Origin of the sequence: Streptomyces populi (genome assembly GCF_002911015.1) — a bacterium.
Taxonomy (GTDB): Bacteria; Actinomycetota; Actinomycetes; order Streptomycetales; family Streptomycetaceae; genus Streptomyces; species Streptomyces populi.
In genome coordinates this window covers 55,029-70,403 of sequence record NZ_KZ626855.1, presented here as the reverse complement: position 1 = coordinate 70,403, position 15,375 = coordinate 55,029, and the positions used below count along the sequence as shown (strand labels likewise).

11 protein-coding genes and 1 riboswitch are annotated in these 15,375 nt (G+C 72.4%); of the genes, 5 read left to right on the top strand and 6 right to left on the bottom strand.

Annotated elements, in window-relative coordinates; translation table 11 throughout:
* Positions 1-38: 38 nt before the first annotated feature.
* Positions 39-473 carry an RrF2 family transcriptional regulator gene (locus tag CW362_RS11475; RefSeq protein WP_103549283.1) on the bottom strand — a complete coding sequence of 145 codons (435 nt, stop codon included), beginning with the start codon at positions 471-473 and terminating at the stop codon, positions 39-41.
* A gap of 139 nt (positions 474-612) precedes the next feature.
* On the opposite strand from CW362_RS11475, the gene CW362_RS11470 reads away from it, so the two are divergent.
* The 4 genes from CW362_RS11470 to CW362_RS11455 all read left to right on the top strand — a co-directional run bounded on the left by CW362_RS11470 (position 613) and on the right by CW362_RS11455 (position 3,583).
* Entirely contained in the window at positions 613-1,122 is a 510-nt protein-coding gene (locus CW362_RS11470; RefSeq protein ID WP_103549282.1) for a cupin domain-containing protein, read from the top strand.
* Positions 1,123-1,254: 132 nt separating this feature from the next.
* Positions 1,255-2,328 carry an enoyl-CoA hydratase/isomerase family protein gene (locus tag CW362_RS11465; RefSeq protein ID WP_103549281.1) on the top strand — a complete coding sequence of 358 codons (1,074 nt, stop codon included), beginning with the start codon at positions 1,255-1,257 and terminating at the stop codon, positions 2,326-2,328.
* A 65-nt stretch (positions 2,329-2,393) separates the two neighbouring features.
* A riboswitch (cobalamin riboswitch) is annotated at positions 2,394-2,546 on the top strand.
* Positions 2,547-2,580: 34 nt separating this feature from the next.
* A complete protein-coding gene (locus tag CW362_RS11460) occupies positions 2,581-2,802 on the top strand; it encodes a CbtB domain-containing protein (protein ID WP_103549280.1) in 222 nt (73 codons plus the stop codon).
* 22 nt (positions 2,803-2,824) lie between these two features.
* Positions 2,825-3,583 (top strand): CbtA family protein, encoded by a 759-nt coding sequence (locus CW362_RS11455; RefSeq protein WP_103549279.1) that lies wholly within the window; start codon positions 2,825-2,827, stop codon positions 3,581-3,583.
* Between the two features lie 121 nt (positions 3,584-3,704).
* Here the strand turns inward: CW362_RS11455 and meaB are convergent, their stop codons facing one another.
* From meaB to CW362_RS11440, 3 genes are read right to left on the bottom strand one after another with little or no spacing between them, the layout of a single operon-like run.
* Positions 3,705-4,688 (bottom strand): methylmalonyl Co-A mutase-associated GTPase MeaB, encoded by a 984-nt coding sequence (gene meaB, locus CW362_RS11450; protein WP_103549278.1) that lies wholly within the window; start codon positions 4,686-4,688, stop codon positions 3,705-3,707.
* The gene (gene scpA, locus CW362_RS11445) at positions 4,685-6,859 is read right to left on the bottom strand and encodes a methylmalonyl-CoA mutase (protein ID WP_103549277.1); all 2,175 of its coding nucleotides are present in this window, start codon (positions 6,857-6,859) and stop codon (positions 4,685-4,687) included. Before scpA ends, meaB begins: the two co-directional genes overlap by 4 nt.
* Positions 6,859-8,670 (bottom strand): methylmalonyl-CoA mutase family protein, encoded by a 1,812-nt coding sequence (locus CW362_RS11440; protein WP_103549276.1) that lies wholly within the window; start codon positions 8,668-8,670, stop codon positions 6,859-6,861. The genes scpA and CW362_RS11440 overlap by 1 nt, the downstream gene beginning before the upstream one ends.
* 102 nt (positions 8,671-8,772) lie before the next feature.
* On the opposite strand from CW362_RS11440, the gene CW362_RS11435 reads away from it, so the two are divergent.
* Positions 8,773-9,270, top strand: a complete 498-nt coding sequence (locus CW362_RS11435; protein ID WP_103549275.1) for an NUDIX hydrolase — start codon at positions 8,773-8,775, stop codon at positions 9,268-9,270.
* Between the two features lie 72 nt (positions 9,271-9,342).
* Here the strand turns inward: CW362_RS11435 and CW362_RS11430 are convergent, their stop codons facing one another.
* Together CW362_RS11430 and CW362_RS11425 are read right to left on the bottom strand one after the other, a co-directional pair.
* Complete coding sequence (locus tag CW362_RS11430; protein ID WP_103549325.1) at positions 9,343-13,446, bottom strand: bifunctional nitrate reductase/sulfite reductase flavoprotein subunit alpha; 4,104 nt, start codon at positions 13,444-13,446, stop codon at positions 9,343-9,345.
* A 254-nt stretch (positions 13,447-13,700) separates the two neighbouring features.
* Positions 13,701-15,257: a hypothetical protein gene (locus CW362_RS11425; RefSeq protein WP_103549274.1), complete on the bottom strand. Its 1,557-nt coding sequence runs from the start codon at positions 15,255-15,257 to the stop codon at positions 13,701-13,703.
* Positions 15,258-15,375 lie beyond the last annotated feature (118 nt).

The following is a 15,375-nucleotide window of genomic DNA, read 5'->3' as shown; positions in this document are numbered from 1 at the left end:
TGCCTCCACGGCTCGCCCCGCCGGCCGGCCGGACGCGGTCACGCGGCGCCCTTGCGGGCCGGCTGCCCGGCCGTCCCCGGGGGCAGCAACGCGGCCAGGGTCGTCCCGCCCAGGAGTGCCGCGGCGTCCGCCTCGATACGGCGCCAGATCCCGGGAAGTCCGGCGGCGGCCCCCGGGTAGTCGAGCCCGGCCAGTGGCTCGCCGCGCAAGGTGATCAGCTCACCGTCCACGGCGCGCACGACGTCCAGCAGGGTGATCTCGTCGGCGGGCCGGCCGAGCCAGTACCCGCCCTCGCAGCCGCGCTGGCTGCGCACCAGACCGGCCCGGCGCAACTCGCCCACCACGGACTTCAGGAACCGGAACGGAACGTGCTGTGAGGAGGCCATGGCCTCGCAGGTGAGCGGGCGGGCCGGTTCGCGGGCGAGCTCCAGCAGGGCCCGCGTGGCGTAGTCCGCCTTCGCGGAGATATGCATGCGCACATGATGCCCGACCCGGTGTCCGCCGACGGGGTTTCTCTCGCTTCCCCGCATACATTGCGGGAACATTGCCGCAGGTGAACGGCAATGGACACCTCTTGACATCCTTTTCCGGGCCGCTCTAGCGTCCCCCTCCATGAGCGAGCCGACCACGACCCCCGGCGAAGGTTTCCACCCCCGTCTCCCGGACGCCGCAGCACAGTCCGGACGCCCCCTGCGCACTCGCCTGCACCACGTCCGCGCCGACGCCCTCGACGGCGACACGGCGCAGACCGGGGGCATGCGCAGATTCGCCGCGGTCAGCGGCACCACCGTCGGCTCCGAGAAGCTGTGGATGGGCCAGACCCACGTCGCCCCCGCCACCGCCTCCTCGGACCACCACCACGGAGAGTCCGAGACCGCCATCCACGTGGTCAGCGGGCACCCCGAGTTCGTCTTCGTCGACGACTCGGGGGACGAACCCGAGGAGGTACGTCTGCGCACCTCACCCGGCGACTACATCTTCGTGCCCCCGTTCGTGCCGCACCGCGAGGAGAACCCGGACCCCACCGAGGAGGCCGTCGTCGTCATCGCCCGCAGCACCCAGGAGGCGATCGTGGTCAACCTGCCGCGGCTGTACCCGCTGCGGCCGGGGAAGGAGGCCTGACGCGCGGGGCCGGGTCACCCGGTGGGTACGGTGGCGAGGAGATCGTCGTGACCGGCGAACCGACCGGACCGTGGAAGGAACCACCGAGATCATGCGCGTCGTCGTGGCCCGTCGGCTGACGGATGTGTCCGGATGAACGGCACCGAGGCACCCGGTGCCGGGGATCCCGTCCTGCTGCACACCGAGGGGCGGGCCGCCCGCCTCACCCTCAACCGGCCCAGGGCGCTGAACGCCCTGAACCACGAGATGGTGCGCCGGATCGACGAGGCGCTCACCGCCTGGGAACACGACCCGGCCGTCGAGACCGTCGTCGTCACCGGTGCCGGGGAACGCGGACTGTGCGCGGGCGGCGACATCCGTGTCGTCCACGACGACGCGCGCGACGGGGACGGCACCGCGTCCGCCGCGTTCTGGCGGGACGAGTACCGCCTCAACGCCCGCATCGCCCGCTACCCCAAGCCGTACGTGGCGGTCATGGACGGCATCGTCATGGGCGGCGGCGTCGGTGTCTCTGCGCACGGCAGCGTCCGGATCGTCACCGAACGCTCGCGTGTCGCCATGCCCGAGACCGGCATCGGTTTCGTCCCCGACGTCGGCGGCACCCGTCTGCTCGGCCTCGCCCCGGGCGAACTCGGCACCCACCTCGCCCTGACGGGCGCCTCGATCGGCGCCGGGGACGCGCTGCTGTGCGGCCTCGCCGACCACTACGTGCCGTCCGCCGCGCTCCCGCGGCTGCTGTCCGACCTCGCCGACCGGCCCGTGGCCGAGGCCCTGGCCGCGCACGAGCGGCCCGCGCCCCCGGCGGAACTCACGGAGCGGCGCGAATGGATCGACGCCTGCTACGGCGCCGGCACGGTCGAGGAGATCGTCCAGCGGCTGCTCGCGGCCGGCGACCCGGCCGCGAAGGAGACGGCGGAGATCCTCCTCGGCAACTCGCCCACCGCCCTGAAGGTCACGCTGGCCGCCCTGCGCCGAGCCCGGCGGCTCGGCTCGCTGGAGCGGGTGCTGGACCAGGAGTACCGCGTGTCCTGCGCGGCCCTGTCCGCCCCCGACCTGGTGGAGGGCGTCCGGGCCCAGATCATCGACAAGGACCGCGAGCCGCGCTGGTCCCCGGCCACGCTCGCCGAGGTCACCGACGCCGACGTCGAACGCTTCTTCGCCCCGCTCGGCGAGCGTGAACTCGGGCTGTCCGACGGCGCCTTGTGACCACCGTGAGGACCCGCCACCTGGGACGAGAGGAAGATCACCCCGGTCGGCGCGGTCTTGGCCAGGTACGCGGCACGCGGTACGGTCGGTCCGATATCGATGACGTCAAGACGGAAGCCGGCGGAAATCCGGCACGGTCGCGCCACTGTGAGCGAGACGCCCCAGCCACGCTGGGCGCCCCGTGAGTCAGACCCGTAGGCGTCATCCTGTGCACCACCGAGATGGGACGCGAACTCCCGAGGAGGTCCTGCCATGGCGCAGACCGTCGCTCAGCCGACAGCCACCACCCCCGCCGTTCCCGCCACGCTGCCGCTGAAGGCGATCGCCCCCTGGGCCGTCTTCTTCGGCGTCCTGATGCTGGTCCTGCTGTACTTCGTCGGCGCCGAACAGGGCGCCACCTCCGTCGTCTCCGGCGAGGACGTCCACGAGTGGGTGCACGACGCCCGCCACCTGCTCGGCTTCCCCTGCCACTGACCCGAGGGGACCGCGCACACCCATGAACTCCGCAACGGTAAGAAACCTCCTCGTCCGCGGCATGCTCGCCGGCCTCGCGGCCGGTGTACTCGCCCTGGTCGTCGCCTACTTCCTCGGCGAACCGAGCGTCGACAGCGCCATCGGCTTCGAGGAGGCCCACGCGCACGAACACGGGCACGAGGTCGAACTCGTCTCCCGCAGCCTCCAGTCCACCGCGGGCCTGGCCACCGGTGTCCTGGTCTACGGGGTCGCCTTCGGCGGCATCGCCGCGCTCGCCTACTGCTTCGCACTCGGCCGGGTGGGCCGCTTCGGCCCGCGCGCGACCGCGCTCCTGCTGTCCGGGACCGCGCTGCTGGCCGTGTACGTCGTGCCGTTCCTGAAGTACCCGGCCAACCCGCCGTCGGTCGGCGACGGCGACACCATCGCCAAGCGGACCACCCTGTACTTCCTGATGATGGTCCTCAGCGTGCTCCTCGCGGTGGGTGCCGTCATCCTCGGCAAGCGCCTCGCACCGAGCCTCGGCAACTGGTACGCCACCGTCACCGCGGTGGCCGCCTTCGCCGTCGCGATCGGACTCGCCTACCAGTTCCTGCCCGTGGTCAACGAGGTCCCGAAGGACTTCCCGGCCACCCTGCTGTGGCGGTTCAGGCTCTCCGCACTGGCCATCCAGACCGCCCTGTGGGGCGGATTCGGCCTGGTCTTCGGTGAGTTGGCCGAGCGCATGCTCAACCCCCGGCCCGCGAAGGCACCTTCGGGCCGGTCGGTCCCGGCCGCGAACTGAACCCTCCGGCACCGACGCCAGGGGCCCCCGGATCACTCCGGGGGCCCCTGGCGTTCACGCGGGTCACCGCGGGGTATGAGCGGTGGCCGGGCTCCGACCTGCCCCGCCACCGCCGTCCGAGTCAGCGGCCTTCGCCGCCGAACACCTTCAGGATGCGCTCCGCCGCGAGGGTGGCCGTCAACCCGCCCTCGCGGACCTGCCGTTCGAGCTCGGGGGCGAGAGCCCGTACGGCCCGGTCGGAGTGCAGCCGGCCGAGCAGCTCGTCCCGGACCATGTTCCAGGTCCAGTCCACCTGCTGGTCACGGCGCTTCTCGGCGAGAGCGCCGGTCGAGTCGAGCAGCGTCCGGTGCTGTTCCAGCCGCTCCCACAGGGTGTCCAGACCAGCCGACTCGCGGGCGCTGCAACTGAGCACCGGCGGCGTCCAGACGGCGTCCTTGCCGTGCATCAGCCGCAGCGCGCCCGCCAGTTCACGCGCCGCCGACTTCGCGTCGCGCTCGTGCGGGCCGTCCGCCTTGTTGACCGCGATCACGTCCGCGAGCTCCAGGACGCCCTTCTTGATGCCCTGCAACTGGTCCCCGGTACGCGCCAGCGTGAGCAGCAGGAAGGAGTCGACCATGTTCGCGACCGCGGTCTCCGACTGGCCGACGCCGACCGTCTCCACCAGCACCACGTCGTAGCCGGCCGCCTCCATCACCACGATCGACTCACGGGTCGCCTTCGCCACCCCGCCGAGCGTGCCGGCGGTGGGGGAGGGGCGGATGAACGCGGCCGGATCCACCGCGAGCCGCTCCATCCGGGTCTTGTCACCCAGGATGGAGCCGCCCGTACGGCTGGACGACGGGTCGACGGCGAGCACCGCGACCCGGTGACCGAGCGAGGTCAGCATCGTGCCGAACGCGTCGATGAAGGTCGACTTGCCCACGCCCGGCACCCCGCTGACGCCGATCCGCCGGGCCTTCCCGCTGTACGGCAGCAGCTCGGTCAGCAACTCCTGCGCCAGCGCCCGGTGCTGGGGCCGGGTGGACTCGACGAGCGTGATGGCGCGGGCGACCAGCGCCCGCTTCCCGTCGAGCACACCCTTGACATAGGTGTCGAGTGGGATCACAGGTCGTGCCCGAGGTCGGCAGAGAGCCGCTGGACGAGGTCGTACGCCGCGTCCGGGATCACCGTCCCCGGCGGGAAGACCGCCGCCGCGCCCATCTCCAGCAGCGTCGGCACGTCCTGCGGCGGGATGACCCCGCCGACCACGATCATGATGTCCTCACGCCCCTCCGCCGCCAGCTCCTCGCGCAGCGCCGGTACGAGGGTGAGGTGTCCGGCGGCCAGCGACGAGACGCCCACGATGTGCACGTCCGCCTCGACCGCCTGCCGGGCCACCTCGCCCGGCGTCTGGAACAGCGGGCCCACGTCGACGTCGAAGCCGAGGTCGGCGAAGGCGGTCGCGATCACCTTCTGGCCGCGGTCGTGACCGTCCTGGCCCATCTTGGCGACCAGGATGCGCGGGCGCCGGCCCTCGGCCTCCTCGAACGCGTCCACCAGCGCGCGGGTGCGGTCCACGGAAGGGGACTCCCCTGCCTCGTTGCGGTACACCCCGGAGATCGTACGGATCTGGCCGGCGTGGCGGCCGTAGACCTTCTCCAGGGCGTCGGAGATCTCGCCGACGGTGGCCTTCGCGCGGGCCGCGCGCACCGCCAGTTCCAGCAGGTTGCCCTCACCGGCGGCCGCCCGCGTCAGGTCCTCCAGCGCGGCCCGGACCTCCTGGCCGTCGCGCTCGGCCCGCAGCCGGCGCAGCTTCTCGATCTGCTGCGCGCGCACCGAGGAGTTGTCGACCTTGAGCACGTCGATCTGCTCGTCGGACTCCACGCGGTACTTGTTGACGCCGATGACCGGCTGACGGCCGGAGTCGATGCGAGCCTGGGTGCGGGCCGCCGCCTCCTCGATCCGGAGCTTGGGGATGCCGGCGTCGATGGCCTGCGCCATGCCGCCCGCCGCCTCGACCTCCTCGATGTGCTGCCAGGCACGCCGGGCGAGGTCGTAGGTCAGCTTCTCCAGGTACGCGCTGCCGCCCCACGGGTCGATGACCCGGGTCGTGCCCGACTCCTGCTGGATCAGCAGCTGCGTGTTGCGGGCGATCCGCGCGGAGAAGTCGGTGGGCAGGGCGAGCGCCTCGTCGAGCGCGTTGGTGTGCAGCGACTGGGTGTGGCCCTGGGTGGCGGCCATGGCCTCCACACACGTACGCGTCACGTTGTTGAACACGTCCTGCGCGGTCAGCGACCAGCCGGACGTCTGCGAATGGGTGCGCAGGGAGAGAGACTTGGAGTTCTTCGGGTCGAACTGCTTCACCATCTTCGCCCACAGCAGGCGCGCCGCCCGCATCTTGGCGATCTCCATGAAGAAGTTCATGCCGATCGCCCAGAAGAACGAGAGCCGGGGCGCGAACGCGTCCACGTCCAGGCCCGCCTCCCGGCCCGCCCGGATGTACTCCACACCGTCCGCGAGGGTGTACGCCAGCTCCAGGTCGGCCGTCGCGCCCGCCTCCTGGATGTGGTACCCGGAGATGGAGATGGAGTTGTAGCGCGGCATCCGCTGCGAGGTGTACGCGAAGATGTCGGAGATGATCCGCATCGACGGCTTCGGCGGATAGATGTAGGTGTTGCGGACCATGAACTCCTTCAGAATGTCGTTCTGAATGGTTCCGGCCAGCTTCTCGGGCGGTACGCCCTGTTCCTCCGCCGCCACGATGTAGAGCGCCAGCACCGGCAGCACGGCGCCGTTCATCGTCATCGACACGGTCATCTTGTCCAGCGGGATGCCGTCGAAGAGCTGCCGCATGTCGTAGATGGAGTCGATGGCCACGCCCGCCATGCCGACGTCGCCCGTCACCCGGGGGTGGTCGCTGTCGTAACCGCGGTGCGTGGGCAGGTCGAAGGCGATCGACAGGCCCTTCTGGCCCGCGGCGAGGTTGCGGCGGTAGAAGGCGTTGGACTCCTCGGCCGTGGAGAAGCCCGCGTACTGGCGGATCGTCCAGGGCTGGTTGACGTACATCGTCGGGTACGGGCCGCGAAGGTACGGCGCCACGCCCGGGTACGTCTCCAGGAAGTCCAGGCCCTCCGTGTCACGGCCGGTGTACAGCGGCTTGACCGCGATGCCCTCCGGGGTCTCCCAGAACGCGTCGCCGGTGCCGGCGGCCTTCCCGGCGGCGGCCTTCCACTCGTCGGCGGTGCCTTCGGCGGTGGGCGTCCCCAGGTCGATCCCGGAGAAGTCGGGGATTCCCATCAGGAGGACACTCCCATGCGGTCGAGGGTGGAGGAGAGGACGGCGACGGCGTCGCAGCCCGCGAAGACGTAGGAGTCGACACCGGCGTACTGCGCGGGTCGCCCGGCCAGGAAGACGTGCCGGGCCCCGGCCGCAGCGAGGGCTTCGGCCGTGCTCACGGCCTGCTCCTCGTACAGCGCGTCGCTGGAGCACAGGACGGCCTCGGTGGCGCCGCTGTCCTCGAACGAGCCCTCCGTGACCGGCTCGATGCCACCGGCCTGGAACAGGTTCGCCACGAAGGTGCTGCGCGCGGTGTGCGCGGCGGCGGAGCCGATCGTGGCCAGATAGATCCGGGGACGGGCCCCGGTGGCGGCGAGATGCGCGTCGGACCGGGCCCGCAGCGCCTCGTACGCCTCGTCGCGCCGCACCCGCGGCAGACCGCCGGACGGTGCCTCGGGGGCGGGCTCGCGCTCCACCGGGCGCTCCGCCAGGTGCGGGAACTCGCTGACGCCGGTGATCGGTTCGCGCCGCTTGGCGAGCTTCACCGAACGGGCGGCCCAGGTGTCCGCCAGGTCGCGTGCCAGCCGGCCCGAGCGCAGGACCGCGGCCTGGCCGCCGTCCCGCTCGATGCCCTGGAAGAACTCCCAGCCCGCGTGGGCGAGTTCGTCGGTCAGCTGCTCCACGTACCAGGAGCCGCCCGCCGGGTCGATCACCCGGGACAGGTGCGACTCCTCGATGAGGATCGTCGAGGTGTTGCGGGCGATGCGCCGCGCGAACGCGTCCGGCAGACCGAGCGCGTGGTCGAAGGGCAGGACGGTGACGGAGTCGGCGCCGCCGACACCGGCCGCGAGCGTCGCGATCGTCGCGCGCAGCATGTTCACCCACGGGTCGCGGCGCGACATCATCACCGGCGAGGTCACGGCGTGCTGTGCCTGTCCGCCCGCGCCCGGCGCCCCGCACACCTCGGCGACCCGCGCCCACAGCCTGCGCGCCGCCCGCAGCTTGGCGATCGTCAGGAACTGGTCCGCGGTCGCCGCGTAGCGGAACTCCAGCTGCGCGCAGGCCTGTTCGACGGACAGCCCGGCCTCGGTCAGCTCGCGCAGATAGGCGACACCGGTCGCCAGCGAGGCGCCCAGCTCCTGCGCGGCCGAGCCGCCGGCCTCGTGGTACGGGAGCGCGTCCACGGTCAGCGCCCGCAGCCCCGGGTACTCGCCGGCGCACCGCAGCGCGAGCGGGACGACCGCCGCGAAGTCCGTCGCGGTCCCCGTACGGGCCTCGTGGCCGAGCGGGTCCGCGCCGAGGTTGCCGCGCACGGCGTCCGCCGCGACACCACGCGCCGCGTACAGCCGCAGCAACTCCCCGGCCGCCGCCTCGACGTCACCTCCCGCGTCGAGGACGACCGGAGCCAGATCGAGGTACACGCCGTCCAGGACCGCCTCGAGCGAGGAGAGCGGGATGCCGCCCTCGCCGACCGCGAGCCACAGCGACGTGACGCCGTTCTCCAGGTCACCGAGGACCAGGGCGTTGTCCGCCGCCGTGTGCCGCTGCCGTACGTCCCAGCCGCCCGTGGTGTTGCCCTCGGGCCTGCTGCCCCGGACGAAGGGGGCGAAGCCGGGGAAACCGGTGTCGGCGGCCGTGTCGCGCGCGGTGTAGAGGGGCCTGGTGGCGAGTCCGTCCTCGAGCGCGGTGGACAGCGCGTCTTCGGCTGCCGCGCCCGAGGCCTCCTTGCCCGATTTGCGCAGCACGCCTTCTACCAGGAGTTGCCACTGGTCATGGGTCGCGGAAGGGAACTCGGCGGCCAGCGCGAGCCCGTCGTTGGGCAGGACTGTCATGCTCGGATGCTAGGTCAGAGTGCTAGAGCGACAGCAGAGGCCAAGCCTGTGACCTTGGCCTCTCGGTAGCGGTGATCCAGATCTCTCTGCCAGGGTGAGGCGATGCGGATACCCAGGCAGGCAGCCAGAGTCGCGGTGCTGGACCCGGAGGGCGCCGTCTTCATGTTCCGGTACGACAACGAGGAGGTCGGCGTCCACTGGGCGCTGCCCGGCGGTGGACTGGACCCGGGGGAGACCCCGCTCCAGGCCGCCGTGCGCGAGGTGCGGGAGGAGACCGGCTGGACGGACATCGAACCCGACGGTACGACGTTGTGCTTCTGGGAACACGACTTCACCCGCGTGGGTGTCCCCGTGCGGCAGTACGAGCACATCTTCCTCGCGTACGGGCCGCGCAGGGAGCCGGCGGACGAACTGGGCGCGTCGCAGGCGGCGGAAGGCATCCTCGGCGGGAGATGGTGGTCGCCGCAAGACCTGTCGGACCTGGCGGAGCCGCTGTGGCCGCCCCGGCTTCCGGAACTGCTGGCCGCCGTACGACGGGACGGCCCGCCCGCGACCCCCGTCGACCTCGGCTTCACGCCGAGCGGCGGCCTCGCGCCCTGAGCCGGGAGCGGGGCCGGGGCGACGGACGTCCGCCACCCCGGGCCCGGCTCCCGAGGCCGGGGTCCGTCCCGGTCAGTACACGTCGCGGACGTACCGCTTCTCGGCCGCGAGCTGCTTGACGTAGGCGGCGGCGCCGTCCGCGCTGTGACCGCCGTGGGTCACGGCGATGTCCCGCAGGGCCTGGTCGACGTCCTTGGCCATGCGGGACGCGTCGCCGCACACGTAGAAGTGCGCGCCGTCCCGGAGCCAGGACCACAGCTGGGGACCGTGCTCGCGCATCCGGTCCTGGACGTAGACCTTGGCCCGCTGGTCGCGGGAGAAGGCCGTGTCGAGGCGGTCGAGGGTGCCGTCGGCGAGGAAACCGGTCAGCTCCTCCTCGTAGTAGAAGTCGGTGGCCCGGTGCTGCTCCCCGAAGAACAGCCAGTTGGGCGCGCGGTGGCCGAGAGCGCGGCGTTCGTGCAGGAAACCGATGAAGGGCGCGATCCCTGTGCCGGGGCCCACCATCACCATGGGGGTGGCGGGGTCGGCCGGCGGCCTGAACCTCGGGGAGGGCTGGACGAACACCGGTACCGGTGTGCCGAGGGGCGCGTCGGCGAGGAAGGGCGAGCAGACGCCCTGGCGCGGTCGTCCGCCGGGGCTCTCGTAGCGGACGACGGAGACCGTGAGCGAGACGAGACCGGGGTCGGTCAGCGGGCTGGACGATATGGAGTACAGCCGGGGCTGGAGCGGCCTCAGGACCTCGGCCCATTCCTGGGCGTCGGCCCGGACCGGGTGTTCGGCGACGAGGTCGACCGCCTGACGGCCCCAGGACCACCGGGCCAGCTCGTCCTTGTTGTCGGGGCGCAGCAGCTTCTTCAGCACCCGGTCGTGGGTGCGTTCGGCGACGAAGCGCAGCAGTCCGGGGGTGATCCGGGTGATGTCCAGCTGCCGGTGCAGGGCGTCGTGGAACGGGATCTCCCCGCCTCCTTCCAGACGCACGGTGGCGTCCGGCGCGAGTCCGGTGGTGGCCAGCCACTCCGCGACGAGTTCCGGGGAGTTGACGGGGCGTACGCCGAGGGCGTCGCCCGCCCGGTAGACGAGCGGGGTCCCGCTGTCGCGGGTGTCGAAGGTGAAGCGCCGGACCTCCTTGCCCGCCCCGGGCAGACTGAGCAGCTCGTTTCCGGCCAGGCGGGCGATGACGGGGCCCGGCTTCCCCGGCTGGGCGGCGGACGGGGGCGCCGGGGGAGCGGGTGTCCGTGGCGCGGCCGTCTCCGTGCCGTCGGTCAGGGAGGCGAGGACCTGGTCGAGCCAGGCCGTGGCCGAGGGCCCGTAGTCGGGTTCGCAGTCCGTGCGCGGCGCGAGCCGCACGGCGCCCAGTTCGTCCAGGCGCTGGTCGAGGCGGCGGCCGTGCCCGCAGAAGTCGTCGTAGGAGGAGTCGCCGAACGCGAGGACCGCGTAGCGCAGGCCGTCCAGCCGGGGGGTGTCGGGCGCGGCCAGGGCGTCCCAGAACCCGGAGCCGTTGTCCGGGGCGTCGCCGTCGCCGAAGGTGCTGGTGATCAGCAGGACGTCGGCGCCGGCGGGCAGTTCCCCCGGGTGGGCGTCGTGCATGCCGACCAGGGTGGCCCTGTGCCCCGTGGTGGTGAGCCGGTCGGCGGCGGCCGTGGCGAACTCCTCGGCGTTGCCGGTCTGCGAGGCCCACAGGACGACGACCTCCCGGACGGGACCGGCGGGTGCCGGGGCCGGGGACGGTGTTCCCGGCGTGGCCCGCGAGTACATGCCGGCGAGCACCCCGTTCACCCACAGGGCGTGCTCGGGGCTGAACGGGGCGCCCGGCGGCAGCACCGGCACGCCCGGAGCGCCCGGTTCGATGCCGGCGAGGAACCCGATCAGGTACCGGCGCTCGTGCTCGGCCAGGACCGGCGGCGGAGCGGGCCGGAGCCCGAAGACGTCCGCGGGTCCCGCGGACGGGGAGGCGGCCGGGGCGGGTCCCCAGGGAACGGCGGCCACCGCGAGGGCGGCACCCGCACCGGACCCTGCCCCTGCCCCTGCCCCGGCGGTGCCGGTGCCGGTGCCGGTGGCGGTGGCGGTGGCCGGTGTCGCCACGGACACCGGGGTCGCCACCTTCGTCAGGGACACCGCGCAGACCTTGAACTCCGGCTGGAAGGACAACGGGTCGACGGCGTCACTGGTGACGGCGTTGACACTCAGGTACTCACCGAACAGGTCGTTCCAGTGGAAGGGCGCGAAACAGCAGCCCGGCCGCACCCGGTCGGTCACCACGGCGGGCAGCACCGCCCGGCCGCGCCGCGAGGCGACCTCCACCGAGTCGCCGTCGGCGACACCGAGCCCGGCGGCGTCGTCCGGGTGCAGTTCCACGAAGGGACCGGGGTTCAGCTTGTTGAGCTTGGCGACCCTGCCCGTCTTGGTGAGGGTGTGCCACTGGTGCTGCACCCGGCCGGTGTTCAGGACGTAGGGGTAGTCGTCGTCCGGCATCTCGGCGGGGGGCAGGTGCGGGCGGGCGTGGAACACCGCGCGGCCGCTCGCCGTGGGGAAGACCGGACCCGCGCCGTTCTCGTCCACGTACCGGATCGGGTTGCGGTCGGGGCCGTCCTCGCGCGCCGACGGCCACTGCACCGGGGTCGAGCGCAGCCTCTCGTAGCTGACGCCCCGCAGGTCGTAGCCGGTCCTCGGGTTGTGGGCGCGCTTGATCTCCTCGAAGACGTCCTCCGCGCTGTCGTACGAGAAGCCCCGTTCGTAGCCCATCGCGCGGGCGACGGCGGCGATGATCCGCCAGTCGGCCGTCGCCTCCCCGGGCGGGTCCACGGCGGGCCGGGCGAGGGTCACGTTGCGCTCGCTGTTGACGAGGACGCCCTCGGTCTCGGTCCACAGCGCTCCCGGCAGGACGACGTCCGCGTACGCGTTGGTCTCCGTCTCGGCGAACACGTCCTGGGCGACGACGAACTCGGCCCGCTCCAGGCCCTCGATCACCGTCCTGCGGTTGGCCACGGAGGCGACCGGGTTGGTGCAGATGATCCAGCAGGCCTTGATCTCCCCGTCGGCCATCCTCCGGAACATCTCGACGGTGCCCTGACCGGATCCGTCCTCGCGCAGGGTGCCGGGGGACAGCTCCCACAGGTCCTCGACGAAGGCGCGGTCCTCGGCGGCCAGCACCGAGCGCTGGCCGGGAAGCCCCGGGCCCATGTACCCCATCTCCCGGCCGCCCATGGCGTTCGGCTGGCCGGTCAGGGAGAACGGACCGCTGCCGGTACGGCAGATCGCCCCGGTCGCCAGGTGCAGATTGACGAGCGCGTTGGTGTTCCAGGTGCCGTGCGTGGACTGGTTGAGGCCCATCGTCCAGCAGCTCATCCACTCCCCGGCCTCGCCGATGAGCCGGGCCGCCTCGCGCAGGTCCTCCTCCGGGACGCCCGTGACGGCGGCGACCGCGGCGGGCGGGTAGTCGGCCAGGAACTCCGGCATCGCCTCCCAGCCCTCGGTGTGCGCGGTGATGAACGCGGGGTCGGTGTGGTCGTTCTCGTGCAGCAGGTGCAGCAGCCCGTTGAGGAGCGCCAGGTCCGTTCCCGGCCGGACCGGCAGGAACAGGTCGGCCTTGTCGGCGGTCGCGGTGCGCCGCGGGTCGACGACGATCAGCTTGGCGCCGCCCGACTTGACCCGGTCCATCATCCGCAGGAACAGGACGGGGTGGCAGTCGGCCATGTTGGAGCCGATCACCAGGAAGACGTCGGCGTGCTCGAAGTCCTGGTACGAGCCGGGCGGGCCGTCCGCGCCGAGCGACAGCTTGTATCCGGTGCCCGCGCTGGCCATGCACAGCCGGGAGTTCGACTCGATCTGGTTGGTGCCGACGAACCCCTTGGCCAGCTTGTTCGCCAGGTACTGGGCCTCCAGGCTCATCTGCCCGGACACGTAGAACGCGAAGGCGTCCGGACCGTGCTCGTCGATCACCGCCCGCAGCCGCCGGGCCGTCTCGGCGATCGCGGTGTTCAGCGGGGCGGGCTCGGCCTCCGCGCCGCGTTCGGCCCGCACGAGGGCCGAGGCCAGCCGCCCGGGTGCGGCGAGCATGTCGGCCGTGGTCGCGCCCTTGGTGCACAGGCGCCCGAAGTTGGCGGGGTGCGCCTTGTCGCCGGACGCCTTCAGGACCGTACGCCGTCCGTCGGGCCCCGTACCGATGTCGAGGACCATCCCGCAGCCGACACCGCAGTACGAGCAGACCGTCCGCACCTGCTGGGTGGTCGTGGTCACGAGCGGTCCTCCGTGTGATCGGTGCCTTCTCCACCGACGCTACGAAGGGCCCATTACGCGGTTGTCACACCGCTCGATCACCGGGGGTTACGCGCTCCACACACCGGGGCCACGGCGCCTGTGAGGTGGGTCCGTGAGGCGTGGCCTGCGGCGACGGCGGACGCCCGGCCCGGTGCCGGGTGCCCGCCGTCGCCTCAGTAGCCGAAGCTCGAGGTGGTGTACGCACACTCCGTGTAGACGTAGCCCGGAGAGAGCTTGGCGGTGTCCGAGGCGGGGGACTTCCCGGCGCCGCTCCGGGACTTGTGCACGAAGTAGGTGGTGCCGACGGGCAGGTGGATGGTCCGCTGCGGGTAGTTCTTGCCGCTGCTGCACGGCTTGAAGCCGATCCCCAGGGTGCTGCCGAGCGAGTACGAGGTGCAGCTCCCACAGGCCTTGAGGTCGAAGCTCCCGGTCACCGGTCCCGTGTAGAGGACCGTGATGTCGTCGGGGCTGTCGTTCTTGACCGTGACGGCGATGCCGCCGCCCGAGGCCGTGGTCGGCAGACGCTTGCCGGCCGCGGGCACCGTCTGCGCGACCTCCGCGGCGATGGCGATCTTTCGGGCACGGGCCCGGTTCTTGTGGTGCGGGTTGTTCTTGGCGAAGTCGTTCATGGTGGTGACGGCGTCACCGAACTTCTTGTCCTTGTACTGGTCGACACCGCAGGCGTACGCGCCCGAACGCGCGTTGTCCGAGGCCCGGTCGGCGTCCTTGCCGAGGGCGTCGGCCACTCCGGCCCGCTCCCCGGACAGTCCGCGGACCTGGGTGTCGAGGCCGTCGAGCCGCTGCACGGCGGCACAGGGGTCGTCGCCGCCCACGGACCTGACCGCCTCGTCGACCGCGTTCCGCACGGCGGGCTCGACCTTCCCGGCCTGCGCGGACCTGGGGAAGGTCGACAGGAGCTCGTCGAACTGCGTGGTCCAGCCCTCGCTCCCACCGCTCAGCGACGCCGCCGCGCACTCGTAGAGCGACGTGGCCAGCCGGTCGTCGGGCCAGTCGGCGAGGTCTCCCAGTTGTCTCTCGTCCATCGCGCGCGGAACCGTGCGGAGGTACTTCAGGGGCGGTACGGCGGAGCAGTAGTCCTTGCGCGCGTAGGGGGCCCCGACGGTTTCGTAGTAGGTCTCGAGCCGGTCGGGCACCTGCCGGGCCGCGCGTGAGTCCGGGTGGTCCTCGCCGAGCGCTGCGTAGGAGGCCAGCGCGCGGCGGTAGCCGGCCTCGGCCGTCGCGAAGTCCTGCTTCCCGGAGCGCTCGACCAGTTCGTCGGCCCGGTCGAGCCGGTCGAGGAGCATCCGCTCCGTGGCCTCGTCACGCGCTCCGTCGTACAGGACGACTCCCGTGGCGGGCACGGCCAGCAGGACGACGCCGAGCACGGCCGCGATCAGGGCGCTCGGCAGCAGCGCCGGCCGGGCCCGCAGGCCCACGGCCGCGCCGTGCGCGGCGGCGAGCGCCAGGAAGACCAGGTAGAGCACCACCGCGGCGCCGGGGACCCCGTCGGGGTCCGCGGGCAGGGCCACCAGGAGCAGGATCGCCGTCGCGACCCAGCACACGGCCATCAGCCACCAGCGGCGCACCACGGCGTAACCGAGCCCGAGCCCGCTGAGATTCAGCAACGCCACCGCGACGGCCCGCCAGGGGCTGGCGGGAGCGGGCGGCGGCGCGGTCGGCATCGGCGGAACGACGAAGCCGTCACGAGCACCTTGATGATCCCAGGACATGACGGTTCCCCCCGTCGATCACGCCTGAAGCTGTCTGGCTTGTCAGCGTACGGACAGTCAGCGACCCGCGACAGAGCAGACGTCGAGCGTCCGAGACCCGTCTGCCACACGCGACGGT